The organism is Frankia sp. CcI49 (assembly GCF_001983215.1).
In the GTDB taxonomy this organism is placed as follows: domain Bacteria; phylum Actinomycetota; class Actinomycetes; order Frankiales; family Frankiaceae; genus Parafrankia; species Parafrankia irregularis.
Map to the genome: position 1 here is coordinate 128,191 of NZ_MOWP01000014.1, position 24,240 is coordinate 152,430.

General features: G+C 71.1%; 20 protein-coding genes and 1 riboswitch. Of the genes, 8 read left to right on the top strand and 12 right to left on the bottom strand.

Annotated elements, in window-relative coordinates; translation table 11 throughout:
* Positions 1 to 65: 65 nt before the first annotated feature.
* From CcI49_RS12465 to CcI49_RS12480, 4 genes are all read right to left on the bottom strand, one after another.
* Positions 66 to 902, bottom strand: coding sequence for an undecaprenyl-diphosphate phosphatase (locus CcI49_RS12465; RefSeq protein ID WP_076826650.1), 837 nt, complete (start codon positions 900 to 902; stop codon positions 66 to 68).
* A gap of 180 nt (positions 903 to 1,082) precedes the next feature.
* A complete protein-coding gene (locus CcI49_RS12470; RefSeq protein WP_054564865.1) occupies positions 1,083 to 1,766 on the bottom strand; it encodes a response regulator transcription factor in 684 nt (227 codons plus the stop codon).
* 234 nt (positions 1,767 to 2,000) lie between these two features.
* Positions 2,001 to 2,606, bottom strand: coding sequence for a GNAT family N-acetyltransferase (locus CcI49_RS12475; RefSeq protein ID WP_054564866.1), 606 nt, complete (start codon positions 2,604 to 2,606; stop codon positions 2,001 to 2,003).
* Positions 2,607 to 2,738: 132 nt separating this feature from the next.
* Positions 2,739 to 3,956 carry a hypothetical protein gene (locus tag CcI49_RS12480; protein WP_241840036.1) on the bottom strand — a complete coding sequence of 406 codons (1,218 nt, stop codon included), beginning with the start codon at positions 3,954 to 3,956 and terminating at the stop codon, positions 2,739 to 2,741.
* A gap of 491 nt (positions 3,957 to 4,447) precedes the next feature.
* Positions 4,448 to 4,563: riboswitch (SAM riboswitch) on the top strand.
* A 37-nt stretch (positions 4,564 to 4,600) separates the two neighbouring features.
* On the opposite strand from CcI49_RS12480, the gene CcI49_RS12485 reads away from it, so the two are divergent.
* A complete protein-coding gene (locus tag CcI49_RS12485; protein WP_076826654.1) occupies positions 4,601 to 6,142 on the top strand; it encodes an aminotransferase class V-fold PLP-dependent enzyme in 1,542 nt (513 codons plus the stop codon).
* A 114-nt stretch (positions 6,143 to 6,256) separates the two neighbouring features.
* Positions 6,257 to 6,967, top strand: coding sequence for a class I SAM-dependent methyltransferase (locus CcI49_RS12490; RefSeq protein WP_076826656.1), 711 nt, complete (start codon positions 6,257 to 6,259; stop codon positions 6,965 to 6,967).
* Positions 6,968 to 7,692: 725 nt separating this feature from the next.
* On the opposite strand, the gene CcI49_RS12495 is transcribed toward CcI49_RS12490, so the two are convergent.
* A complete protein-coding gene (locus CcI49_RS12495) occupies positions 7,693 to 8,277 on the bottom strand; it encodes a hypothetical protein (protein WP_076826659.1) in 585 nt (194 codons plus the stop codon).
* Between CcI49_RS12495 and CcI49_RS12500 the strand changes: the two genes are divergently transcribed.
* Complete coding sequence (locus CcI49_RS12500) at positions 8,276 to 8,560, top strand: hypothetical protein (protein ID WP_054564870.1); 285 nt, start codon at positions 8,276 to 8,278, stop codon at positions 8,558 to 8,560. The genes CcI49_RS12495 and CcI49_RS12500 overlap by 2 nt on opposite strands.
* Before the next feature lie 120 nt (positions 8,561 to 8,680).
* On the opposite strand, the gene CcI49_RS12505 is transcribed toward CcI49_RS12500, so the two are convergent.
* On the bottom strand, positions 8,681 to 10,198 hold the full coding sequence (locus tag CcI49_RS12505) for an MFS transporter (RefSeq protein WP_076826851.1): 1,518 nt from the start codon (positions 10,196 to 10,198) through the stop codon (positions 8,681 to 8,683).
* A 249-nt stretch (positions 10,199 to 10,447) separates the two neighbouring features.
* On the opposite strand from CcI49_RS12505, the gene CcI49_RS12510 reads away from it, so the two are divergent.
* Complete coding sequence (locus CcI49_RS12510; RefSeq protein ID WP_076826661.1) at positions 10,448 to 11,107, top strand: TetR/AcrR family transcriptional regulator; 660 nt, start codon at positions 10,448 to 10,450, stop codon at positions 11,105 to 11,107.
* 889 nt (positions 11,108 to 11,996) lie between these two features.
* Positions 11,997 to 13,685, top strand: a complete 1,689-nt coding sequence (locus tag CcI49_RS12515; protein WP_241840037.1) for a glycosyltransferase — start codon at positions 11,997 to 11,999, stop codon at positions 13,683 to 13,685.
* A 106-nt stretch (positions 13,686 to 13,791) separates the two neighbouring features.
* Here the strand turns inward: CcI49_RS12515 and CcI49_RS12520 are convergent, their stop codons facing one another.
* From CcI49_RS12520 to CcI49_RS12530, 3 genes are all read right to left on the bottom strand, one after another.
* Positions 13,792 to 14,715 (bottom strand): alpha/beta fold hydrolase, encoded by a 924-nt coding sequence (locus CcI49_RS12520; RefSeq protein WP_076826665.1) that lies wholly within the window; start codon positions 14,713 to 14,715, stop codon positions 13,792 to 13,794.
* Positions 14,716 to 14,814: 99 nt separating this feature from the next.
* Positions 14,815 to 15,543 carry a TetR/AcrR family transcriptional regulator gene (locus tag CcI49_RS12525; RefSeq protein ID WP_076826667.1) on the bottom strand — a complete coding sequence of 243 codons (729 nt, stop codon included), beginning with the start codon at positions 15,541 to 15,543 and terminating at the stop codon, positions 14,815 to 14,817.
* On the bottom strand, positions 15,540 to 16,895 hold the full coding sequence (locus CcI49_RS12530; protein ID WP_076826669.1) for an NAD(P)-binding domain-containing protein: 1,356 nt from the start codon (positions 16,893 to 16,895) through the stop codon (positions 15,540 to 15,542). The genes CcI49_RS12525 and CcI49_RS12530 overlap by 4 nt, the downstream gene beginning before the upstream one ends.
* A gap of 106 nt (positions 16,896 to 17,001) precedes the next feature.
* Here CcI49_RS12530 and CcI49_RS12535 point away from each other — a divergent pair, with 106 nt between their 5' ends.
* From CcI49_RS12535 to CcI49_RS12545, 3 genes are all read left to right on the top strand, one after another.
* On the top strand, positions 17,002 to 17,892 hold the full coding sequence (locus CcI49_RS12535) for an SDR family NAD(P)-dependent oxidoreductase (protein WP_235497647.1): 891 nt from the start codon (positions 17,002 to 17,004) through the stop codon (positions 17,890 to 17,892).
* Position 17,893: 1 nt separating this feature from the next.
* Entirely contained in the window at positions 17,894 to 18,925 is a 1,032-nt protein-coding gene (locus tag CcI49_RS12540) for an SDR family oxidoreductase (RefSeq protein WP_116437387.1), read from the top strand.
* Between the two features lie 80 nt (positions 18,926 to 19,005).
* Positions 19,006 to 19,305 (top strand): hypothetical protein, encoded by a 300-nt coding sequence (locus CcI49_RS12545; RefSeq protein ID WP_054564884.1) that lies wholly within the window; start codon positions 19,006 to 19,008, stop codon positions 19,303 to 19,305.
* Positions 19,306 to 19,439: 134 nt separating this feature from the next.
* On the opposite strand, the gene CcI49_RS12550 is transcribed toward CcI49_RS12545, so the two are convergent.
* The 3 genes from CcI49_RS12550 to CcI49_RS42075 all read right to left on the bottom strand — a co-directional run bounded on the left by CcI49_RS12550 (position 19,440) and on the right by CcI49_RS42075 (position 24,235).
* On the bottom strand, positions 19,440 to 20,258 hold the full coding sequence (locus CcI49_RS12550; protein ID WP_054564885.1) for a class I SAM-dependent methyltransferase: 819 nt from the start codon (positions 20,256 to 20,258) through the stop codon (positions 19,440 to 19,442).
* A gap of 846 nt (positions 20,259 to 21,104) precedes the next feature.
* On the bottom strand, positions 21,105 to 21,737 hold the full coding sequence (locus tag CcI49_RS12555; RefSeq protein WP_076826671.1) for a hypothetical protein: 633 nt from the start codon (positions 21,735 to 21,737) through the stop codon (positions 21,105 to 21,107).
* 158 nt (positions 21,738 to 21,895) lie between these two features.
* Positions 21,896 to 24,235: a PKD domain-containing protein gene (locus CcI49_RS42075; protein ID WP_076826674.1), complete on the bottom strand. Its 2,340-nt coding sequence runs from the start codon at positions 24,233 to 24,235 to the stop codon at positions 21,896 to 21,898.
* Positions 24,236 to 24,240 lie beyond the last annotated feature (5 nt).

The following is a 24,240-nucleotide window of genomic DNA, read 5'->3' on the forward strand; positions in this document are numbered from 1 at the left end:
CTGTGATCTTCCGATGTCCGGGCGGAATGCCGGCTCCCCACGATGATGACCAGGACGGCGGGCGCTCACGCGGCCAGCGCGCCGGTGGCCAGCAGCCCGAACAGGGCCAGCCCGACCACGATCCGGTAGGCGACGAAGACGTCGAACGAATGCCGGGCCACATACCGCAGCAGCCAGGCGATGGAGGCGTAGGCGACGGCGAAGGAGACCACGGTGCCGACCACCAGCGGCAGTATGGAGACACCGCCGCCGACCGCGTCTTTCAGCTCGTACAGCCCGGCGCCGGTCAGCGCCGGAATCGACAGGAAGAAGGACAGCCGGGTGGCTGCCACCCGGTCCAGGTCGCGGACCAGCGCCGTCGACATCGTCGCCCCGGAACGGGAGAACCCGGGAAAGAGCAGGGCCAGGATCTGGGACGACCCCACGGCCATGGCATCGGTGAGATCGATGTCGTCCTCACCCCGTTTGCGCCGGCCGAACCGGTCGGCGAACCACATGAAGGCACTTCCGGCGAGCAGCGAACCCGCGACAATCCACAGCGAGGCCAGCGGCCCGTCGATCAGTGACTTGGCGGCCAGCCCGACGGCGACCACCGGCAGCGTCGCGTAGAAGATCCAGCAGGCGAACCGGAACTCGTGGTGCTGGCGCAGCTCCCGGTCGGTCAGCCCGTGCACCCAGGCGGTCGCCAGCCGGCGGATGTCGGTGAAGAAATAGACCAGCACGGCCCCGATCGCGCCCACCTGGATGACCGCCGTGAAAGCGACGACCGACCGGTCGTCCACGGGAAGGCCCATGACCCCCTCGGCAATCTTGAGGTGACCGGTGGAGGAGATCGGAAGGAACTCCGTCACGCCCTCGACGACACCGAGAACAAGGGCCTGCCCAACACTGATGGCACTCACTGGTCGCCTTTCCTGGCGAAATCGGGCGCGGCTGCGGTCGCGCCGGTGGCGGCGATGGTCGCGCCGGTGGCAGCGGCGGCAACGGCCGCGCGGTGACGGAAGTGCACGTTAGGACCGGGATCATGTGAGGACGATGTGATTCGTCCGTGCCCGGAGGGAGGCGCCGCGGCGCCCGATGGGTCAGTCCGTCCGGGCGCTGGTCCGCAGCCGGTAGCCGGCCCCGCGCACCGTCTCCAGCTGCGTCGTACCAAAAGGCTTGTCGATCTTGCGGCGGAGATAGGCGATGTACTGGTCGACCACGTTGGAGGTTCCGTCGTAGGCGAAGTCCCAGACGTGTTCGAGGATGGCAGTACGGCGCAGCGCCTCACCGGGGTGGCGCATCAGGTATTCCAGCAGCGCGAACTCCTTCGGCGACAGGTCCAGGGGGACACCGTCGCGGCTCGCGGTGCGCGCGGCCGGGTCCAGGCGCAGCCCGTCGACGTCCAGGACGACCGGGCGCTCGTGGGCACCGCGCCGGATCAGGGCCCGGATGCGGGCGGACAGCTCGTCGAAGCTGAACGGTTTGGCCAGGTAGTCGTCGGCACCCACATCGAGCCCGCGGACGCGGTCCGTCACGGCGCCGCGGGCCGAGAGCATGAGCACCGGTGCCCAGCGCCCCGCGGCGCGCAGCCGCCGGCAGACCTCGAACCCGTCAAGGCTCGGCAGCATCAGATCGAGCACGATCACGTCATAGGTGATCTCGGTGGCCTGCCACACCGCGTCGGCGCCGTCCGCGACGACGTCGACCGCGAACCCCTCCTCCGCCAGGCCCCGGCGCAGCAGCGCGGCGGTACGCGTCTCGTCCTCCACCACCAGCACCCGCATGACCGAACGATAGGTCGCCGCGAATTTGAGTTCGATGTGAGCTCGATGGATGTGAGCTCGACGGGAGCGCCACAGCGCCCACAGGGCCTCAGCACCTCAGGGCCTCAGCACCTCAGGGCCTCAGCGCCACAGCGCCTCAGCACCACGGGGCCTGTGGCGGGTGCCCGCGGCGGGTCTGGCAGCGCCCGGCGCGATGGCCGGCCGCGGCGATCAGCCGGTCAGCCGGTCAGCCGGTCAGCCGGCGGCGGACTCGGACGCCTGGTGGTCGACGTCCCATTCCCGGGGCTCGGCCGGGTCGGCAGGCGGGCTTCCCGGAGGCAGCAGCGCGTACCAGCCCACGTCGTGCCAGCGGCCGGCCTTGTGGCCGACCGCGGGGTAGACACCGACCGGCCGGAACCCGAGCGCGGTGTGCAGGCCCACACTGGCCTCGTTCGGCAGGGCGATACCGGCGAACAGGGTCACATAGCCGAGCGTGCGCACCTCGTCGATCAGCCGGGTGTAGAGCAGCCGGCCGAGCCCGCGCCGGCGCTGCCGGCCGGCGAGGTAGATCGAGACATCGGCCGACCAGCGGTAGGCCGCGCGCTCCCGGTGCTGGCTGGCGTAGGCGTAGCCGGCGACCTCGCCCTCGATCTCGGCGACGAACCAGGGCATCAGCGGCCGCGCGGTCATGCGGGCGCGCATGACCTCCTCGCCGGGCACCTCCACCTCGAAGGTGATCGGTGTCTCCAGCACGTAGGGCGCGTAGATGGCCCGGATCGCGGCGGCGTCGGACAGCCTCGCCGGCCTGACCACCGCCTGCGAACGGCCCGCCGGGATCGCCCCGCGGGTGACACCTGTCATGACGCCGGCCGGAGGCGGTTCGATCGATGCACCCGCCCGACCAGGCGGACCGCGTTGCGGGCTCCGGGGTGGCTCAGCTGATGCGGCACACCGACATGAAACCAGGCGGATCGGGCCCCGCGCCGCCGTCGTTCAGGTACCGGCCTGCGGGCGCAGGTCGGTCAGCAGGCCGGTCAGCGCTGACCGTTCACGGTTCACGTCCGGATGCGTCGAGCGGAGCGCGCGCAGGGCCGTGTCGATCCTGTCGTCGATCACGGTCCAGGCGGCGCCGTCTCGCGGCTTCAGGCGGGCCTCGGCGTTGTCCCACGCGGTCTCGAGGTCACCGACGCGGGACGTGGCCGCCGACTGATGGCCGGCGTTCAGGCGGTCCAGCGTGTCCTGAGTGATGATCGCGAACTTCGAGAGGTCCCCGAGGGGCGAGAACGGTGCCGTCTGACCACCGCCGGAGGCCTGACCACCGACCGAGGCCAGGCCCGACGTGTCGGACTCCAGCGCGGACCTGCGCAGGAAGTATCCCGTCCCCGCGGTGACGAGCACGAGGGAGACGACGACGATCGTCTGCACCAGGCCGCCCCGCCCCGGCCTCGCGTCGGAAGCGGAACCCGAGCCGGCCCCGGCCGAACGGGCGGCCGGGGCGGCCGGAATGACGTCCGCTCTGGTGACCGAGAAATAGACGACGATACCGATGATGCCGGCCGTGAAGATCAGGCTTGTCACTGTCGCGCCCAGGCCCAGACCGCCCACGTCCGGAGACTGGGAGAGATAGTCGCCGATCGACGCGCCGAGCGGTCTGGTCAGAACGTAGACGAGCCAGAAGGCGAGAACAGGATTGAGCCCGTTTCGCCATCCGGCCGCGAGGGCCGCGATCATCGCCATCATGATGACTCCCGTCATCAGGTAGCCGACCCCCAGCACCTCGGCCATGAGATCGCCGGTCGCCGTGCCGAGCGCGAAGGTGACCAGAACGGCCAGCCAGTAGAAGGCCTCACGCCGTGCGGTGAGGACGGAGTGAATCGAGAGGGTTCTTTCGACCAGGTACCACGCCAGGAAGGTGAGCCCGAGCAGACCGCCGAAGACCAGGGTGCTCGTTTCCAGGGGAACGCCGAGATTGTCCGTGAGACTGTCGGTCACCAGCGTGCCGAACACGCTCACCAGCGCCACCGCGAGCCAGTACGTCACCGGCACATAGCGGCGGGCGGTGAACTGAACGATCAGGGCACCGATGAGCAGAACCCCGGTGACGACGGATGTACCCGTCAGGCCGAGACCGAGGTTGACGTTGAGGAAGTCGGCGGCTGATTCACCGACCGTCGTGCACAGTACCTTGATGATCCAGAAAAGGGCGGTCACCTCCGGGACCTTGCTGAGCCGTTGACGGACCGGCGCGGGAGATTGGTCCGCGCGGGCCAGGCTGCGCTGTCTGGTCATTGGTCTCTTTTCTGGTCCGCCACGCCGGCGATGGAGCACGGCCGGTCATCCGGTCGGGGTGTCTGTGTCACCGACAGCCTGCTCATCGCTTCGTGTAAGGAAGATGTGACGGATCTGGGCGGGCCGCGCGCCGTGACCGGTCGCACCCTGGCAGCTGTGCCACCCAAAGGACCCGCGACCCAAAGGACCCACAACGGGTCTGGCCAGGTTCAGCGGGCTGCCGGAACGCGCGGCAGGGCGGCCGGGACGGATACGGCACCCTCAGGCGCTTGTCGACCTGGCCGGTCGGAGAGGTAGTCTGTCTGCGTCGCTCTGAGTCTCGGTATGTGGCCTCAGGCGGCGTCGTGGTCCCGTCTTCGTGTGGGAGCACGGCGAGCGCACGGTGATCGATCAGGCCACATTGCGCTCATCCAGGTCAAGAGTGCCAGCGTCAAGTCCGGGCTTGCTGGCCGGCAACCCTCCTCCGCGGCGGGGTGCCCCCGGTTGTGACCAGGCCGCGTCCGGGTGTCGGGCGTGGCAAGTGCGGACCCTCACCGGGGTCCGATGGACCCGAAGGAGTCACGGCTGTGCCGTCTGTTCAGCCTGCCCTTGACCATCCCGCCGCCCGCGCCGCCGCCGCGCCCGCCGCACAAACCGTTCCCGCCTCTCGCACCGCGCCCGCGGCCTGGGCCACGACCACGGCGCGGGCTGTCCCGGCCAGGTTCCGCGACCGTCAGGTCCTGCCGCCCTCGGCTGGCCCGGCGGCAGCCGGCGCGGGGCACGACGCGCTGCTGCCCGTCGTCGGAGCCGATCTGGACGTCCCACTGGTCGGCGGTGGCCGCGTCCGGCATGTGAACCTCGACTACGCGGCAAGCGCGCCCAGCCTCGTCGCTGTGGCCGACCAGGTGGCCCGGCTGCTGCCGTACTCGGCGAGCGTGCACCGCGGAGCCGGCTTCGGCTCGCAGGTCTGCACCGCGGTGTACGAGACCGCTCGCGACGAGGTGGGCCACTTCCTGAGTGTGCGCACGGACGACACGGTGGTGTTCACCCGCAACACCACCGATGCGGTGAACCTGCTCGCGCACTGCGTCGCGCACGCGGTGGGCCGGGCCGCCCGGGTGGTGGTTCTCGATCTGGAACATCACGCGAACCTGCTGCCATGGTCGGCGGTGCGCCGGGAGGTGGTGGAGTCCCGAACGACTCCGGAGGAGACGCTGGACGCGCTCGCCGCGGCGTTGCGCGCCGAGCCGACCGCGCTGCTCGCGGTCACCGGGGCCTCCAATGTGACCGGGGAGCGGCTGCCGCTGGCCCAGCTCGCGGCCGTCGCCCATGACGCCGGCGCCCGCCTGTTCGTCGACGCGGCCCAGCTGGCCCCGCATGCCCGGATCAACCTGGCCGGCCTCGGCATCGACTACCTGGCGCTTTCCGGCCACAAGCTGTATGCCCCGTTCGGGGCGGGGGCGCTGGTCGGCCGGCGTGACTGGCTCGATGCCGCTCCGCCCTACCTGGCCGGTGGTGGCGCGGTCCGCGAGGTCACACCGGACTCCGTCACCTGGGCGGACGCGCCGGCGCGGCACGAGGCCGGCACCCCGAACCTGCCCGGCGTGGCGGCGCTGGCGACCGCCTGCCGCACACTGGCCCAACTGCCCGCGGAGGCACTCGCCGCGCACGATCTGGCACTGCGGCACCGCCTGGCGGACGGGCTCGGCGCCCTGCCCGGCGTGCGGGTGCTGGCCTGCTGGCCCACCGCCGGCACGGACGGGACGCGCGCTCCGGTCGGTGTCGTCACGTTCACGCTCTCCGGGCATCACCCGGACGCCGTCGCCGGGTATCTCGCCGCCGAGCACGGCATCAGCCTGCGCGCCGGCCGGTTCTGCGCGCATCCGCTGCTGCGGCGACTCGGAGCCCCCGGCGGCGCGCTGCGCGCCAGTGTCGGCGTCGGTTCGACCACCGCCGATGTCGACCAGCTCATCGAGGCACTGGACGAATACCTGACCGAAGGACCCCGCTGGCGTTACGCGTGTGGCCCGGGCGGCTGGGCTCCGACTCCGGACGATCGGGCACTGCCCGAATGGGCGGCATCGACCTCGGCCGCCCGGGCGCCCGCCGCCCTCCCCTGCGGCACCTGATCTCCGGTCTCCCCCGCGGGGTGAGCGGACAGGGTGAGCGGACAGCCCAACGCAGGTTTGCCAGTTCGGCAAACAATGTTGGAGGACGGACGCACCCTGGGCGAGAGTGGCCGAATGATCGACAGACTGACCGCCGAATCGCCCGCGCCCGCACCCGACGTCGCCTCGCCCGACGCCCTCTCCCCCGCCGATGGCTATCTCGGGAACCTCGCGGTGCAGGCGGAGTGGGACCGGAGGTACGTCGAGCGGGAGCAGCTGTGGAGCGGGCAGCCCAACGGCGGGCTGGTGGCCGAGGTCTCCGGGCTCACGCCTGGACGGGTCCTCGACGTCGGCTGCGGCGAGGGGGCGGACGCCGTCTGGCTCGCGAACCGCGGCTGGGACGTGACCGCGCTCGAGGTCTCGGGTGTGGCGCTGCGGCGAGCGGCCGAGCACGCCCGTGACGCCGGTGTCACAGTGCGATGGGTGCACGCCGAGCTGACGGAGGCAGCGCCGGCAGTGCTGCCTCCGGCGTCCTTCGACCTCGTCTCCGCGCAGTACCCGGCCCTGCTGCGCACCCGCGACGCCGCCGCCGAACGGGCCCTGCTCGCCGCCGTCGCGCCCGGCGGCCTGCTGCTGCTCGTGCACCACGCCGGCATGGACGTCCAGCCGGTGCACGACGGCGGCTTCAACCCGGCCGACTACGTCTGGCCCTCGATGGTCGCCGCGCTGCTCGACGACGACTGGGTGGTGGAGTGCGACGAGCAGCGCCCACGGATCGCACCCGAGGGCGGTGCCGGTGCGCACCACACCGACGACGTGGTGCTGCGTGCCCGCCGGCTCCGTTGAGCCGCACCGATCCGTCTGACAATTAACAGGGATAGAAACGATCCCGAGTCACTTGGYGATCCGCAGAAAGTGCGGAATTTCGGTTGCGGCCGAGCCCGTAGCAGAATCCCGAGACAACGCCGGATCCGGACCACCGGCATGGGCCTGACGGAGCCGTGCCAACGGAAGGCGGACCGCGCCCAGGCAGCCACCCATCGAGGATCCCGCACCGCCACGCAGCACCGGCATTTCACCTCAAGAGGGGCAAAAAGGGCGCAGATTCGCCTGGCAACCCGCAAGAGTGAAGGATGATGGTCGTCGGGACAACCAAAATGCTCCACTCTTGCGACTCGCCAAACCGGGCTACCGGAGTGCCGAGCTACCGGGCTACCGGCCGGGGCGGGCTACCGGACTGCCGGGCTACCGGCCGGGGCGGGCACGCCGCCTGCTTCGGCCCGCCGCAGCACGCCCTGCGATGCCTCGGCAAGGCCACCTGGTCGGAGCCTTCCGCGCCCTCAGCAGCGCCTGCGCCGGCTCGACCCCCGGCAGCCCGCCGCAGGCACTGACCGACACCGCGGCGTCTGCGCGCCTGCCCACGGTCCCGCCGGTGCGGCCACGAAATCGCCTCGCATCCTCGCCGGGGCTGGTCGAGAAAGGCCCCGACAATGTCGCGGCCTTTCTCCACGCCGAGGGACTCCACATCCGTGGCGCGGCACCCGGGTACTAGGCTGCTCCCCGCCGTCAGCTCAGTGGGATGCGGACGACTCATCCGGGGAGCGCTCCGTGCGAATCAGGCCGACGCGTCGGGGCAGCCGCCGTCCGAGCGCAGCCGTGTTGACCGCTCTGCTCACAGTCGGTCTGCCGCTGGCCGCCTGTGGCACGGGGCCCGGGCACGAGGAGGCTGGAAGCTCCGCCGAGGTTCGGGCCTCGTCGAGCAGCGACAGCGCGCGGCTGTCGCCTCCGACGCCGTCCGGGCGGGAGCCCGGCCTCCTACCGACGCCGACTCCGGGGCCGGGCCGGGCCGGGTCCACCGCGAGCGCACCGGTCGGAGGCGTCACCGGTGCCAGCGCCGGCACCGCTCCAGGTGGCACCAGATCGTCCACGGCACGTTCGGCGGACGGGACGCGGACCGCTCCGGCGCCGCAGCCCAGGTCCGCTTCCAACGGACCGGCCGGGCAGGGCGGTGGGGCGACACCGGCCCAGCAGCCACCGGCTGCCTCGGCGATGGCAGCGGCCCCGCCGACGTCCAGTGCCGTGCTCCTGCACTCCCCCACGCCCCTGCCACCGGTGCCGACCAGGCCGAAGCCCTTGGCCAAGCTGACCCTGACCATGGCTGCGAGCTGGACTCAGACCGACCCGGACCCGTCCTGTTTCCGCACCTCGATCACCTTCGTGAACAGCGGTGACCGGGGGACGGCAGGCGGCTCGTTGGTCATCTACGTGAACTGGCTGGACCAGATCAAGGTCACGAAGGCCACCGACTCGGTGACCGCACAGATACCGCCGGTCGGCCGCGGTGAGACGGTCCGGATGGACTACCGGTTCTGCCTGCAGGGAAGGCCGGCGGATACGTACGCGGCAGCGACGCAGTGGAACTACGCCATCTACGAATGACCGCGGCCGACCGCTGACCGCGGCCGACCGCATGGCCCCCATGCTGACGAGCGACGCTGGGTGATGCCGGGCATGCCCCCATCGGGCGGGGTGGTCAGCGGGGGCCGTGAGCGGAGTCGGTCAGCCGCCGATGGCGACGACCTCCTCCTCGTTCTCGCCCGGCTGACGCACCTGGCCCGGCAGGACGACGGCGGTGATCACGGAGGCGAGGATCATGATTCCCGCGCTCCACCAGAACACGGTGGTGTAGCTCTCCAGCGAGGCGAGCACCGGCAGCATCGGGCCGGGCGCGTGTGAGTCGATGTAGTTGTCGGCGGCGGTGGCCGCCATGGTGCTCAGCAGCGCGGTGCCGATCGAACCGCCGACCTGCTGCACGGTGTTGACCATCGCGGACGCGGCGCCGGCGTCCTTGGCCTCGACGCCCGCGGTGCTCAGGCTCATCGCGGAGGCGAAGACGGCACCGATACCGGCCCCGAAAATCATGGTCGCCGGCAGGACACTGCCCAGATACGTCGAGCCGAGATCGATGTTGGTGAGCATCCACAGACCGACGCCGGCGATCGCCAGCCCAGGGGCGATGATGTAGCGCGGCCCGACTCGCTGCGTGAGCACCGCCGACCCGAACTGCGCCGAGATCATGAGCGCGGCCGTCATGGGCAGGAACGCGAGGCCCGACCTCACCGCGCTGAACCCGAGGTTCTGCTGCAGGTAGTAGGTGAGGAAGAGGAAGACCCCGAACATGCCGGCGCCCGACATGAGCATCGCCACCAACGATCCGCCACGGTAGCGGTCGAGCACGACGCGCAGCGGGAGAACCGGCTGGGCGACCCGCTGCTGGACGAGGACGAACGCGATCAGCAGCACCGCGGCGGCGGCGAGGCAGCCGATCGTCACCGGGTCGGACCAGCCGTCGGTCTCGGCCCGCGAGAACCCGTAGACCAGGGCGAACAGGCCGGTGGAGACGAGCACGATGCCCGGGATGTCGATCCTCGGCCGCTCCTGCTCCATCTCGTGACGCAGCCACAGGGCGCCGCCGACGAACGCCACCGCGGCGAAGAAGAGGTTCACGTACATGCACCAGCGCCAGGACAGGTACTCGGTGAGCACGCCGCCGAGCAGCAGCCCGATGGCCGCGCCGCCACCGGCGATCGCCCCGTAGATGCCGAACGCCTTGGAGCGTTCCTTCACGTCGGTGAAGGTGGTGCTCAGGAGCGCCAGGGCGGCCGGGGCGAGGAGAGCGCCGAACGCACCCTGCACGACCCGGGCCGCCACCAGCATGGCGAAGCTGGTCGCCGCGCCCCCGACGGCCGAGGCGACGGCGAACCCGATCAGACCGAGCAGGAACATCCGCTTGCGCCCGTACAGGTCAGCCAGCCTGCCGCCGAGCAGCAGCAGGCTGCCGAAGGCGAGCGCGTAGCCCGTCACGATCCACTGGCGCTGGTCGTTGCTGAAGTCCAGTGCCTGCTGGGCCGATGGCAGCGCGATGTTCACCACCGTCCCGTCCAGGACGACCATCAGCTGGGCCAGGCCGAGCACGCACAGCACCCACCAGCGCTTGTCGGTGAGGCTGGCGGAGCCCGCGTCCGCCCGTGGCGGCGCCTGTGTTGCGACGCCGGCTTCCGTACCTGTTAGCGACATGACCATCCCGCCTGATCGAAGTGGACATCATCGGTCCGCTTCAGCCAAGCTAACGGAAGCGGACACCTCCGGTCCACTTGTGAAGTGGTGGCCTTGTTCACGACGAGCAGCACACTGATCGACAGATCGGTCGCGCTGGGCCCAGCCCCGGGTCCGTAGAACTCGACGCACCACCGCCTACCGACCCGCCCGCTACACCGGGTAGCTAGCCTTACGACATCGACCCCACCCGCGGGAGTGAATGCACCCATGTCCGCCACACCTACGGTCAGCGGCTCCGACGCTCCACGTGCACGTAAGGATGCGGTACGCAATCGCGCCATCCTGCTGGAGACCGCCGACAGGCTCATCGCCATCCGCGGACTCGACGTCACGTTCCATCAGCTCGCCGCCGCGGCAGGCATGGGGGTCGGCACGGTCTACCGGCACTTCGCCGACAAGGAAGCACTACTCGGCGCCCTGATCGAGCAGCGGTTCGACACCGCGCGCGACATCATGCTCGCGGCCGAGCAGGTCGCCGACCCGATCGAGGCATTGCGCGCGGCGATTGTTCGCACCTGCGAGTACCACTTCTCCGACCGTGCGCTGTGGCAGGCGATGATGTCCGCCGCCAAACGAAACCAGGAGCTCGCACGCGAGCGGTTGCTGCCGGTCATCACGCGCATCGTGGCCCGAGCCAGGGCCAGCGGTCGCCTCCGAGATGACTTCACCGCCACCGACTTTCCAATGATCTTCCTGCTCACGGGAAATCTCGGCTACCCCGTCGACATACGCCCCGATCTCTGGCGGCGCTACGTCGAATCCATCATCGACGGCTTCATGCTCCAGGACTCCGACCGGGTAGGTACGGCCGCACCTGCGGCACCGACCGAAGACGAGGTCGAAAGAATACTGTCCTGCATTGAATGATCCACCGGGATTCCGCGCCGCCACCCAGCGCCAGCAGTTCACCTCAACAGGCGCAAACAGGGCGGAGCCGGTTTGACAATCCGCAAGAAACGAGGATTCCGGTCGTTGTAGCAGCCGAAATCATCACTTCTTGCTCGACAGCGACAGCGACAATGGATGGAAGCCGAAACCCGGGGATCCGCGACAGGCTCGCCCGGCGACCAAAAGTCCCCCTAACGCCGCCCAGCCTATGCGGATCTTCGACGCTACGGCGCATCGGCGCCGGGTGTTCACCCGGCCGCCAACATGATCACGATCTACGGCGGATGACGGCCCGGCCACGGACGACCAACCTGCCCCGAAGGGCCCCGGCCACATCCCGGACGCCTGCGACGGGCTTCTCACTTACGCAACCGCATTCACCCGCCGCACCCGATCCAGAAGATCACAGCAACATCCTCATCACCTGAATTTAACGGCATGTCGGAATGCCGCGGATCAGACGATGCCGAGGCGTGGAACCCGTACAGGCCAAGCCGGCCCTAATGCCATGTTCTGGACATTTACGCGCCCCGCGAACGGAACCCCCAGAAGGCGGTCGATTTCTCATGGGCGGGCCGAGCCAGCCACCAGGCGGTGCATTCGAACAAAAGACGAGATGGGAGGATGCCGCCGAACACCGAGAGGAGATCGTGTGGTGGACCAGGCCCGGCCCGAGGACACAAACAGTACGGATGACCACGACGTCACGTCCTGGGCGGTGGAAAACGCCTTCGTGCGGCCTCAGTTGTCAGGAATCAGCGGGAGCGCCACCTCCCTGTCCAGGGCCCCCGCTTTCTCCACTGTTCCAGGCGCGTCCGCCGGACCCGCAGCGGTCAACACCACGATTCCGGCAGCCCCTCCCGTTCCCGTGCAGAGGTCCACCGCACCGGGGCCCACCGCACAGGGGCCCACCGCACAGGGATCCAACCTGCGGACGTCCATCGCGACACGCCCCGCGGCACGGCGCGCCACCGCGCTCGAAACCCTCGCCGGTCCCGCGCCGCTGACGGAGGACGACACCTGGCAGCGGGTGCCGGTCGGACGGCTCACGGCCGTCGCCGGGCCCGGCCTGGCGATCGCGGTCATCCTGATCGGCGCCGGGTACCTGACCTGGCGGGCCGGCACCCTGGGCGGCTCCGGGGTGACCGGGTTCCTCTTCTACTGCGCGGAGGTCGCCAGCTACCTCACGATCGTGTGGACGGCGGTGATGACATCCCGGATCCGGCCCGGGCGGGTGCGGCGTCCGCCGACGCCCACCGGCACCCTCGACGTCTTCGTCACCGTCTGCGGCGAGCCGGTGGAGATCGTCGAGGCGACACTGCGGGCCGCGCTGGCGATCGACTACCCGCACCGCACCTACGTGCTCAACGACGGCCGGATCGCCCGCCGGGAGAACTGGCGCGAGATCGACGAGCTCGCCGCCCGGCTCGGGCTGACCTGCTTCACCCGCACGACCGGGGCGAAGGGCAAGGCGGCCAATCTCAACCACGCCCTCGCACGCACCGGCTCCGAGGCGATCATGACGCTGGACGCCGACCACGTCGCCGTCCCCGACCTGGCGGAACGGGTCCTGGGCTACCTGCGCAACCCACAGGTCGGCTTCGTCTGCACCGAGCAGCGCTTCGACGTCGGCCGGTACGACGTCCTCAACAACGCCGAACCGATGCTGTACCGGGCGGTGCAGCCGGCGAAGGACCGGGACGGTGCGGCCTCCTCCTGCGGCAACGGCACCCTGTACCGGCGGTCGGCGCTGACGGCCGCCGGCGGGTTCAGCGAGTGGAACATCGTCGAGGACCTGCACACCTCCTACGAGCTGCACTCCCGCGGCTGGCGCAGCGTCTACCACCCGCAGCCGGTGTCCGTCGGCATAGCGCCGGCGACCGCGGCCGAGTACGCCAAGCAGCGCAGCCGGTGGGCGATGGACGGGCTACGCCTGCTGCTGTTCGACAACCCGCTGCGCAAACCGGGGCTGACCGGCTGGCAGCGCGCCCACTACCTGCACACCGGCGTCGGCTACCTGGTGGCGTGCGCGCAGATGATGTTCCTGCTCGGGCCGCCGATGAACGCGCTGGCCGGGGTGCAGATCGCCGCCGGGGTCTCGCTGACCGACTACGTGCTGCACGCCCTGCCCTACCTGGTCGGGTCGATGCTGGTCGTCGCCCGCCACACCGGCCTGCGCGGCGCGCACCGGACGATCGCCAGCACTCTGTTCAACGCGCCGCTCTACGCGCTGGCCTTCGTCCGCGTCGTGCTCGCCGGCCGCCCCGAATCCGGGGCCACCGCGAAGACCGCACTGCCCCGGATGTCGTTTCTGCTGCTCCCCCAGGCCCTGTTCGCCGCCGCACTGATCTCCACCATCGTCGTGGTCGGGCTCGACCCGGACGTGGCCGACCTGTCCGCCCTGGTGTGGGCGGGTGCCCTGCTGGCGATGATCGCCGGCCCGCTGTCCGCGCTCTCGGAACGATCCTCGGTGGTCGAGCGGGCCCAGCTTCCCATTCGGGCCGCCATCGCGGTGACGGTGCTCGGCCTCGCCACGACAGCCCTGCTCACCAGCTGACCTGAGGGCCCGGGGGGACGTCCTTCCCGAGGCGGGCGGGGTGTCGGCTGGCACGTGGTGCGCCTGTGGCTGGCAGCCGCGGTGGCTGTGGCGGCGGGCGGGGTGCCTATGGCTGCAGTGCCCGCCGCAGGAAGGCGGCCTGGTGGGCGAGCGCGGCCTCGTGCCACGGCTTGCCGGCGTGCAGGTCGAAGTGGTCGCACGGGTAGTGCCGTACTTCGGCCCGGCCGCGGAAGGCGGCCTTCGCGGTCGCGTACGGCGGTGCGGCCCGGTCGAAGTCGGCTATCTGGACCAGCCAGCGGCTGCGCAGCGCCGAGGCCGCCGTCCGGCCCGGGCGGAAGGGCCCGATCTCACCGCCGAGGGTGGCCGCGACCTCGTTGCGCCACGTCGGTCCGGCGATCGCCAGGTAGTCGTCGTAGTAGCCGGGCGGGGTCAGCGCCGCCGGCCGGCCTGGCGGCCCGACCACCGGGATCATCGGCGCGGGGCGGCCGACCAGCCCACCCAGCCGGGCGGCCAGGGATGTGGCGGAGGTCCGGGCCACCATCAGCGGCGGCTGGGTCCGGAACGCGTACAGCGCGGCGGCCGGCCCGTCCAGCAGCGGGACCATGGAGATGACAGCGGCGATGTCGGCCCGGCCGGCGGCGACCTGCAGCACGGTGCCACCCGACAGCGACTCCCCCCACAGCACCAGCCGGGACGGGTCGACGCCGGGGGTCCCGGCCGCCACGGTCAGCGCGGCCCGGTAGTCGTCCGCCTGCCTGGCGAGGGACACCGTCTGGCGCGGGCCTCCGCCGCTCGCGCCGAAACCGCGGTAGTCGAAGGTGAGGACGTCCAGCCCGGCCGCGGCGAGACCGACGGCGAACGGTTCCAGACCGGAGTCCATGGTGCCGGCCAGCCCGTGCGCCATCACGACGGCGGGCCGGCCGGAATCCGTCGCCAGGCTGTCGTCGGCGGCCCGGAACCACCAGGCCGCGCAGTCCGCGTCCCCGGAACGGAACGTACGTTCCTCGAAGGTGAGCTGCGTGTTCGTCATCTGCGGTCCGATCGTCGTGGCTTGCCGCCGTCACCCACCCGCCTCCGCCGGCAGCGGTGGCGGCGGAGGCGGGGTGGGCGGCGGCGAGCCGGGGCATGGCTAGGGGCTGGTCACTTCGTCGGGATCGGGATCGGCGCCGGATTCGGGGCCAGAGCCGGGATCGGGGCCAGGGCCGGGATCGGGGCCAGGGCCGGGATCGGGATCGGTGCCGTAGATCGTGCGCAGCCAGATCGCCGTCAGCGCCTCGGCGCGCTGTTCCGCACTGAGCGGACCGCCCGTGCTCAGCTGTTCGAGACTGCGCTCGTTGAGCTCGAGCAGTACGGTGACGAGCGCCCGGCTGTCCGGCCCGGCGGGGGCGGTGCCAGCGGCCCGCTCCGCGTCGATCATTTCCGCGAGCGGACCGATGAACGACTCCCGGTACTCGTCCCACAGTCTTCGGACGGTCTCGCTGCGCTGGCGGGCGACCAGCATTCCCTGGATCAGGTGCCGGTGCTTCTCACCGCTGGTGAGCACCGCCCGGATCGTCCTGCCGATCCGTTCCCTCGGCGGCCCGCCGGTGGTGATGAGGGCGTGGGTGGCGGTCAGGACCTCCTGGTAGACGTCCGAGCCGAGCGCGGCGGCGCAGGCCGCCTTGTCCTCGAAATAGAAATAGAACGCGGACCGGCTGACCCCGGCCTCGGCCGTGATCGCGGCGACGTTGATCTCGTCGAGGTCGTGCTCCTTGAGCAGCTCGTCCAGCGCCCGCATCATCGCGGCCCGGCGCTGGTCACCGCGCTGGGGTGCGCGCCGGTCGAGCGGATCGCCGACGCCGGCCTGTCCACCGCTCAACTCAGGGCCGTCGCCGCTGTCAGCGGGACCGGGCCGTCGGCGAGTGCCCGGCGCCGCCCCCGCGGCAGCTCCCTGGTGCGCATGTCGTGCTCGTAGAGGAAGTAGTCCACCTGCTGAGTGTGCCGTGGACGGTCGACCATCCGGCCGATGTACTTCTGCTCATCCGCCGTGATCACCTGTTCCATCTCGGCGTCGGACGGCGGGCGGTACTGGCCGGCCGCGTAGGCGGCCACCAGGCGCGACTGGCACTCGACGAACGGGAAGAGGGTCGGTGTCGACTGGGCGAAACCGACGAACGCGAGGTCGGGCAGCCCCGGCAGGAGGATCCGCTTGTACAGGCGGATCCGGTTGTCGGGCGCGCTGACGAAGTCCTCGTCGAAGAACGGGAACGTGATGTTGTAGCCGGTGGCGTAGATGATGATGTCGAATTCGCCGGACGTCCCGTCCTCGAAATGGACGGTTGATCCGTCCAGCCGGCTGACGTTCGGCTTCGGGGTGACGTCCCCGCTGGAGAGACGGACGGGGAGCTCCGCCGACTGCGTCGGATGGGCGTCGAAAAGGCGGTGTTTCGGGGCCGGCAGCCCCCACCGCTCGGGCCGCCCCGCCGACTGGATGTTGAAGAAGTGGAGCACGTTTCGCTGCCAGTTCAGCGGCACGTACGGAAGGGTGCGGTAGAGCTTGTCCCCCGGCTGGCCACCGACGAGCTTCGGCACGATCCAGGCGCCGGACCGGGTCGAAATGGTCACCTGGTTGCGAAGCGTCCGGGACGACAGCTCGACGGTGATGTCGGCGGCGCTGTTGCCGATGCCCACCACCAGAATGCGCGAGTCCTTGAACCGCAGCGGGTTCTCCGGGTCGATGTAGTGGTGGGAGTGCAGGGTCTGGCCGGTGAACGTGCCGGGGAAGTCAGCGTAACGCGGGTCCCAGTGGTGGCCGTTGGCGACGACGAGGAAGTCGAACGTACGGGTGCTCCCGTCGGCTGTGGCCAGCCGCCAGCCGCCGCCGTCGAGATGCTCCGCGTGCGTCACACCGTTCTCGAACTCGATTCGCTCGCGTAGCCCGAACGCGTCGGCGTACCCGTCCAGATAGTCCTTGATCTGGGTGTGGTGCGGGAAGTCCGGATAGTCGTCCGGCATCGGGTAGTCCCGGAACGAGAGCCGGTGCCGCGAGGTGTCGATATGCAGCGAGCGGTAGGCGCTGCTGTGCCCGTTCGGGTTCCCGAAGGCCCAGTTGCCGCCGAGGCGGTCGGACGACTCGAAACAGGTGTACGGCACTCCGTAGTCGCCGAGCATCTTGCCTGCGGTCAGGCCGCTGATGCCCGCGCCGATAACCGCCGTGCGAGGCCCGTTCATGGATTCCTCCAGGGGACTGGACAGAGGTGCCGGGCACAGACTAGGAACTGACCTGACACATGTCAATAAAAGCTGACACGCGTGAGGGGTGACGGTGGAGCCGACCGTGGAGACAGCGGTGGAGACCGGGGCGCAGCAGGATCCGCAGGCCGGGACTGCGGCAGGCACGCTCGCAGGCACGCAGGCAGAAGCAGGCGGGGACGGAGGCGGGGGCGGGCGCGAAGCCGGTCGGGTCGCGGTCGTCCTGGGCGGGGCCTCCGGCATCGGCCGCGCCACCGCCGAGGTCTTAGCCGCACACGGCTACCAGGTCGTGGTGGCCGACCGTGACGGCACGCTGGCGGCGGAGGTCGCCAGCGGACTGGGCAGGCCACATGAGAGCGCCACCGCCGACGTGACCGACGAAGCATCGGTCGCGGGCCTGTTCGACGGGGTCCACGACCGGCTCGGCCGGCTGGACGCCGTCGTCAACAGCGCCGGCATCGGCAGCCTCGGCCTGATCGCCGACCAGTCGCTGGAGGAGTTCCGCGCCGTCGTCGACGTCAGCCTCACCGGTGGTTTCCTCGTCGCCAAGCACGCCGGGCGCCACCTCGGCCGCGGCGGGGTGCTGGTGTCACTGTCGTCGCTCAACGCCCGCCAGCCCGGCGTGGGCCTGGCCGCCTACTGCTCGGCCAAGGCGGGGCTGTCGATGCTCACCCAGGTCGCCGCCCTGGAGTTCGCCGAACGAGGCATCCGAGTCAACGCGATCGCGCCCGGCCTGGTCACCACCCCGCTGACCGCCCCCGCCGCCGCAATCCCCGGCATCACCGAGGACTACCTGGCCAACACCCCGCTGGGGCGGGCCGGCACACCGGAGGAGATCGCGCAGGCCGCCCTCTACCTGTGCTCGGACGCAGCAGCCTGGATCACCGGGGAGATCCTGGACATCAACGGCGGCGCGCACATGCTCCGCTACCCGAACATGCTCACCCACCTCGCCCGCGCGTTCGGGGACAGCTGAGATGGCCACGACCGACCCCGCAGCCGACCCCACAGCAGACCCGGCCCCGACCCCGACGCCGGCCCCGGCCTCCTCCGCGCCCGGCCCGGCCCCGGCCGCAACCGACCGGACAGCCACCGACCGGACAGCCACCGACGGGACAGCCTCCGCCGCGAACGGAGGGAAGCCCGCCGGGAGCCGCACGGGGAGCCGTACAGAGAGCCGTACGGGGCGGCTTGCCGGAACAACGGCACTGGTCACCGGCGGCGGGTCGGGCATCGGGGCCGCCCTGTGCCGCGCCCTGGCCGGCGCCGGCGCGACCGTGATCTGCACCGACCTGGACGAGGCCGCCGCAGCCCGCACCGCGGGCGGCCTGCCCGGCGCCCGCTCCGCCCGGCTCGACGTCACCGACGCGGCGGCGGTCGAGCAGGCCGTCGCCGACGTCGTGGCCCAGGACGGACGGCTCGACCTGCTGGTCAACAACGCCGGCATCGTCTTCGGCGGCGAGACGACCGAGCTGACCCCCGCCCAGTGGAACCAGATCATCGACGTGAACATCCGCGGCGTGGTGCACGGTGTCACCGCGGCGTACCCACGGATGATCGCCGCCGGCAGCGGGCACATCGTCAACGTGGCCTCGCTGGCCGGCCTGGTCGCCTCCGGTCTGCTGACCAGCTACGTGATGACCAAGCATGCCGTCGTCGGGCTGTCCCTCGCACTGCGGGCCGAGGCAGCCGCGCACGGCGTGGGCGTGACGGTCGTCTGCCCGTCCAGTGTCGACACGCCGATCCTCGACAAGGGCGCGATCGGGAGCTTCGACAGCCGAGATCTCTTCCTGAAGGACCAGGGCATTCGGAAGCCCTACGACGTCGACCGGCTGGCGGCGGACGTGCTGGCCGCCGTCGCCGCCGACCGGGCCCTGCTCATCGCGCCCCGGTCAGCCCGGATGGCCTGGCGCTTCCACCGGCTCGCCCCCGGACTGCTGCGCCGCTCGGCGGTGCGCTGGGTCGCCAACCAGCGCAGCCGGGCCGCCGCCCACGCGGCCGGCCGTTGACGGAGCCCGCAGCGCCGCCGGGGCTGGCGGGGCTGGCGGGCAGCGCTGCCCGCCAGCCCCGGCGGCGCGATGATGGACCCATGCGCACGCAGAGTGGTTCCGCTTTGTCAGCACGCAAGGGCTCACGGCTGTCGATCGGCTCGGAGGACTCCGTCCTGTGCCTGTGGTCGAAGGGCTCCGTGCTCTCGATCGGCTCGATCGGCTCGGTTCTGTCGATCGGCTCGATCGGCTCGGCCGTGTCCGTCCTGAGCGTCGGTTCCTGGGCGAGCTTCGGCTCGGTGATGAGCGCCGCGTCAGGCTGGTCGGTGATGTCCTGGCGGGCCCGGTGGGCGACCCTCACAGGCGGTTCCGCGGAACCGACGTCGGGCCACCACTCCTGACTTCGACTCGACCAACCGCCGGCACGGCACGGGGCACTGCGCGGCACCGCGCAGTGTGGCAGGGCGCGGCACCGCGCAGCGTGGCAGGGCACGGCACCGCGCGGTGCGACGCAGGCTCAGGCTCAGGCTCAGGCTCAGGCGACGGCTAGGATCTCGCCGTTCGGAATCGTGATGGACGCTCCAGGCGTGGCCGCCCACGCGCTCCACGCCCGGGAGATCCGCTCCAGATCGGCCTGGCTGGCGAATCCGCCGGCCAGGGCCTGGGACGCCATGTCCGAGCGCAGGATCCGCTCAGCCCACATCTGCCCCCACCAGCGCCGATCAGCCTCTGATTCGTACACCCAGTCGTCGTTCGTCGCCGCGACCTCGGTGAACCCGGCGTCGCGCGCCCACTGCGCCAGGTGGCGCCCCGCATCCGGTTCCCCGCCGTTCGCCCGCGCGGTACGCAGATACACATCGAGCCACTCGTCGAGCTCGGGCGGCCTCGGTGTCCACACGAAGTCGCTGTAGCTGCCGTCCCGAGCGGCGACGAGACCACCAGGGCGGCACACCCGACGCATCTCGCGCAGCGCGAGCACCGGGTCGGCGACGTGCTGAAGAACCTGATGGGCGTGCACGACGTCGAACGAATCATCGTCGAACTGCAGCGAGTGGACGTCGGCCACGGCGAAGACGATTCCACCGGCGGCAGTGCCGCCGCGACGGGCAGCCTCCGCCCGGGCCAGCTCCAGTACGGACTCGCTGATCTCCACCGCCGTGACCTGCCCGGGCGCCACCCGCTCGGCCAGGTCGACGGTGATCGTGCCCGGCCCGGCACCGATGTCGAGCAACGTCATCCCGGGCCGCAGGGCCGGCAACAGGTAGGCCGCCGAGTTCTCGGCCGTGCGCCAGCGATGGGATCTGAGCACCGACTCGTGATGGCCGTGTGTGTAGGTGTTCGCGGGTGTCGTCATCGCACCTCGCCCTTCTCGCTACGGATCGATCCGTCTCTCCACGCCCAGCCTATCTCATAGTTCGAAACCGCAATCTCAATATCCGAGACGACGAGGACGGCAGGGCGGGCGCGATCGCGATTCCCGAGCTTCGAGCTACCGCCGCTACCGAGCAGGACCTGCGGGCCGCGATCGCCAGGAAGCCTGTCGCCGACCGGCATCGATCAAGATCGCCGGGCGCCGGGCGCCGGGGGCCGGTCGCTGGGCGCTGGGCGCTGGGCGCTGGGCGGGGAGGCTCGCATTCCGCGAACGCGGCCGACCCTCCGAGCGCCCGACACCCCGGCGCCCGGTAGCCGGATAGCCGGCAGCCCGGCAGCGCGGTTTGGCGAGTCGCAAGAGTGAACGATTTTGGTCGTTCCGACGACCAAAATCCTTCTTTCTTGCGGGTTGCCAGGCGACTCTGCACCCCTTTTGCGCCTCTTGAGGTGAATTACCGGTGCACGCGCGGCGGCGCGGGATCCTCGATGGGTGGCCGTGTGGGTGGGGTTCGCATTCCGTCAGCACGGCTCCGTCAGGCCCTTGCAGGTGGCCCGGATCCGCCGCGTCTCAGGCTTCTGCCACGGACTCCGGAACGACCAGAATCATAGGAACTTCGCGCCGCCGTCGCGGGCTGTCACCGTGGCTGCGGCTGCCGGCGAGCAGGATCTGAGGACTAAGGTCGTCAGAACGACGGAACACCCGCCGATCTTCGGACTCGTCCCGACGTCGATCACGGATCGGGGCGCGCTGGTGGAGCATGAAACCGAGTGGGACGAGCCAGCACCACAGGCCAGCCAGCACCACCGGCCGGATCAGACGCAGGCCGGATCAGACGCAGGCGACCCGGTCGCTACGCCGGCCCTCGATGTCGCCACCGCTCACCGCGCTCGTGCACTGGGTGAAGATGACGAGGACCAGGTCGGGAGTCCGGGTACCACCGGCCAGCACCTGAACGCTCTGGCTCCGCCCGGTGAAGGTCACCTTCGTCCGCCCCTCGGAACCGGCCTCCTGGAAGAACTTGTACCCGGCGCCAGGCAAAGCCGCGCGATAGTAGGCGACGGCCGCGGCGGGAGCTATTCCCTCAAGCCTGATGGTCGCGTCGGTCGCCTTTGCCTCGGAAACCGTCACGGTCGCTCCCGGCGGAATGGGAAAATCCGCGGGGACGATTGTTCCAGCGAGCGGACCGGTTCCCTCGGCCCCCGCCGACTGCGTCGCCGCACCGCCCCCGGCACCTGGCGCCGCGACCGGATCCGCAGCCGCGGCGGCTGACGGTGACGAAGCACCTCCGGCCAGCTCAACGGGTATGTCGGTCGCCCAGGCACCTGGCGATGTGGTGACGGTGCCGGCCCCGTCAGCCTCGCCGGACCCGGCCGATCCGCCGCCGCAGGCACCCGTCGACAGCACCAGGCCTACTCCGATGGCCGCAGCCATCACACGGAGCGCGCACGCCATTACCTTCATCGTATTCCCCCCGTGACCCGACCATGCTGTCAGCGCACAGCAAAGTCGACACGGCCGAAAATACACCGTTCCGCGGAAAGCCCCGCCGGCGCCGTTCGCGTTGTCGGCGGCGGTCGGCCACGCGCCGCCCGCCGCCCGCCGCCTCCTCTATCGCGCCATCAGCACAGCGGAACCCTGGTGTCGACCCAGACTGTGTTCGACGGGCCGGAGGTCTGGCCGTTGTTGTAGAAGCCGTCCGCGTCGGAGTAGTACGCGTTGTTCCACGGCGACGATGCGATCCGGTACCACCAGTCGTTCCCGTTCGGGGTGACGTAGCCACGCACCCGGCAGGACACCTGCACCGTCTGGTGGTATGCGATGTCCGGGCCGCGCGTACCACCAGCGGTCTGGTAGTTCGTCCACGTGTGCCCGCCGTGGTTGGACGTCTCCGAGTAGGTGGACGGCGCCGGCGGCACCGTCGGCGGCGGCACCGTCGTCGGCGGCACCGTCGTCGGCGGCACCGTCGTCGGCGGCACCGTCGTCGGCGGCACCGTCGTCGGCGACGGGGACGGGCTCGGCGACGGCGGCGGCGTCGTCCGCACCGGCGGAGCCGTCGACGGCGACGGGGTCGGAGTCGGAGCAGGCGGCGGCGTCGTCCGCACCGGTGAAGTCGTCGACCGGGTCGTCGTCGGGGACGTCGGCGACGCGCCGGGCGCTGTCGGGCGGGCCGACGACGGCTGCTGCGTTCCGGTCGGCAGCTGCGCGGGCGGCGACGACGGGAGGGCGGCCGTCCGCGGCCGCACGGTGATGGAGACCTGCTCCGTGGCAGTACCACCGCCGACGAGCTGGGCGCTGACGCTGACGGTGTAGGTCCCGGCCGCGGCCCAGGAATGGGTGACGTCGAGACCCATCCCGTTCGCGCCGTCGCCGTAGTACCAGCTGGCACTGGCCACCGGTGCTGTGTCGCCCAGCGGGACGACCCGCAGGGTCACCGCGCTGTCAGTCGTGACCTGCTGGGCGGTCACGCGGATCTCTACACCGGACCGTGCGGGCGGCCGCGCCGAGGTCCGCGGCGCAGCGGTCGGCGAGTTGCTGACCTGCGGCGCTGTGCGTGGCTGCGGCTCGGAAGCCTGCGTCGAAGGGGACGAGGACGGCACCACCGGGACGACCGGGACGACCGGCCTTGACTCGGCGGTACGCGTCGGCTGGGGCGTCCGCGCCGGGGCGGAGGTCTGCGCAGGCTGTGACGGCTGCGCCGGAGGGGATGTCTGCGCCGGGGGCGGAGTCTGCGCCGGGCCGGACGGCGTGTTCGCGGCGACGCCGGCCGCGCCCCGGTCGAACTCGTGCGCCTCGGAAGCGGTGCCGTCCGCGCGGATGACACCGGCGATGTCACGATTACGGTCGTTGTAGAACATCAATGTGCCCTGCGCGACCAGCTCGAGCGCGGCACTCGGCCCGTGCACGACTTCCGAGCGGGCCAGAACCCGCGGGCGGGCCGGGTCCGTCGTGTCCACGACGATGATCGCACCGGTGCTCAGATCGGGGATGAACACGCGCCCCGCCGCATCCTTCGGCTGCCCGAGCGTGTGACCTTCGGGTGCGATCGGCAGTGCCGCCGTGGCGCAACCGCCCGCCGCGACGTCACTGACCACCAGCACCCCCCGCTGGCTGTTGACCAGGTACAGCGCCGTCCCCCGGCTGGAGCCGATGACCTCGACCGTCCGCAGGTCGGACAGCGGCTCGACGCATGCGTGCTCGTCGCCGAGACCGTCCGCCCCGATCGTTCGCACCGTGCCGGCGGCGAAGTCGACGAGATAGGGCTTGTCTGCCACCGTCACCAGCTGCACCAGCGCCGGGTTGCTGACCACGTTCCGCCAGACGCGGGTGCCGGCGGCGTCGATTCTGACGAGCCCGCCGGTGCCGTCGACAGCCCAGAGCCGTGCCTGGCCGTCGGCACCCGCCGAGGCGTCGCTGATCGTCGCCCCTTCAGCCATGCCGGCGGGGGCCGCCAGCGAGTAGGTCCGCACGGTCCGCAGCGTCTTCGGGTCGGCGATGCTGACCACGCCGGTCAGCCGGTCCCGGACGAAGACCGCACTGGGCGTGGCCCGGATCTCCAGCCGCGGCTGCCCGTCGGCGAGCTGCCCGACATCCGCGTTTCTGGTTCCAGCGTCGACGAACGACACCGGAGCGCCCAGGTCGAACGTCGCACCATCGATGCGCTGGACGGCACCGTCCTTCAGGACGGCGAACGCGTCCGGCCCCGACTGGGCGACCGCCAACGGCTCTCCCAGGAGAGACACTCGACGGATCACCGCTGCCGACGCCCCGTCCACCAGCACTCCGGCCCAGGCGGGCGTGGATGGCAGCCAGGCGGAGCTGTCGTCCAGGTTCGCGGCCCGGGCCGGGGGTGTACCCGGCGACCGCCAGACAGCGATGGTCACCGCGCACGCGACCAGCAGGAAACCCAGCGACGCGCGGAGCAGCCACAGCCGCCGCGGCCCCGTCTCCCTGCCAGCCATTTCAC

Excerpts from the sequence above, each read along its gene's own strand:
- CcI49_RS12470 (WP_054564865.1), bottom strand. The coding sequence starts at position 1,766 with ATGCGGGTGCTGGTGGTGGAGGACGAGACGCGTACCGCCGCGCTGCTG.
- CcI49_RS12475 (WP_054564866.1), bottom strand. The coding sequence starts at position 2,606 with ATGACAGGTGTCACCCGCGGGGCGATCCCGGCGGGCCGTTCGCAGGCG.
- CcI49_RS12490 (WP_076826656.1), top strand. The coding sequence starts at position 6,257 with ATGATCGACAGACTGACCGCCGAATCGCCCGCGCCCGCACCCGACGTC.
- CcI49_RS12500 (WP_054564870.1), top strand. The coding sequence starts at position 8,276 with ATGGCTGCGAGCTGGACTCAGACCGACCCGGACCCGTCCTGTTTCCGC.
- CcI49_RS12495 (WP_076826659.1), bottom strand. The coding sequence starts at position 8,277 with ATGGTCAGGGTCAGCTTGGCCAAGGGCTTCGGCCTGGTCGGCACCGGT.
- CcI49_RS12505 (WP_076826851.1), bottom strand. The coding sequence starts at position 10,198 with ATGTCGCTAACAGGTACGGAAGCCGGCGTCGCAACACAGGCGCCGCCA.
- CcI49_RS12510 (WP_076826661.1), top strand. The coding sequence starts at position 10,448 with ATGTCCGCCACACCTACGGTCAGCGGCTCCGACGCTCCACGTGCACGT.
- CcI49_RS12520 (WP_076826665.1), bottom strand. The coding sequence starts at position 14,715 with ATGACGAACACGCAGCTCACCTTCGAGGAACGTACGTTCCGTTCCGGG.
- CcI49_RS12530 (WP_076826669.1), bottom strand. The coding sequence starts at position 16,895 with ATGAACGGGCCTCGCACGGCGGTTATCGGCGCGGGCATCAGCGGCCTG.
- CcI49_RS12540 (WP_116437387.1), top strand. The coding sequence starts at position 17,894 with ATGGCCACGACCGACCCCGCAGCCGACCCCACAGCAGACCCGGCCCCG.
- CcI49_RS12545 (WP_054564884.1), top strand. The coding sequence starts at position 19,006 with ATGCGCACGCAGAGTGGTTCCGCTTTGTCAGCACGCAAGGGCTCACGG.
- CcI49_RS12550 (WP_054564885.1), bottom strand. The coding sequence starts at position 20,258 with ATGACGACACCCGCGAACACCTACACACACGGCCATCACGAGTCGGTG.
- CcI49_RS12555 (WP_076826671.1), bottom strand. The coding sequence starts at position 21,737 with ATGAAGGTAATGGCGTGCGCGCTCCGTGTGATGGCTGCGGCCATCGGA.
- CcI49_RS42075 (WP_076826674.1), bottom strand. The coding sequence starts at position 24,235 with ATGGCTGGCAGGGAGACGGGGCCGCGGCGGCTGTGGCTGCTCCGCGCG.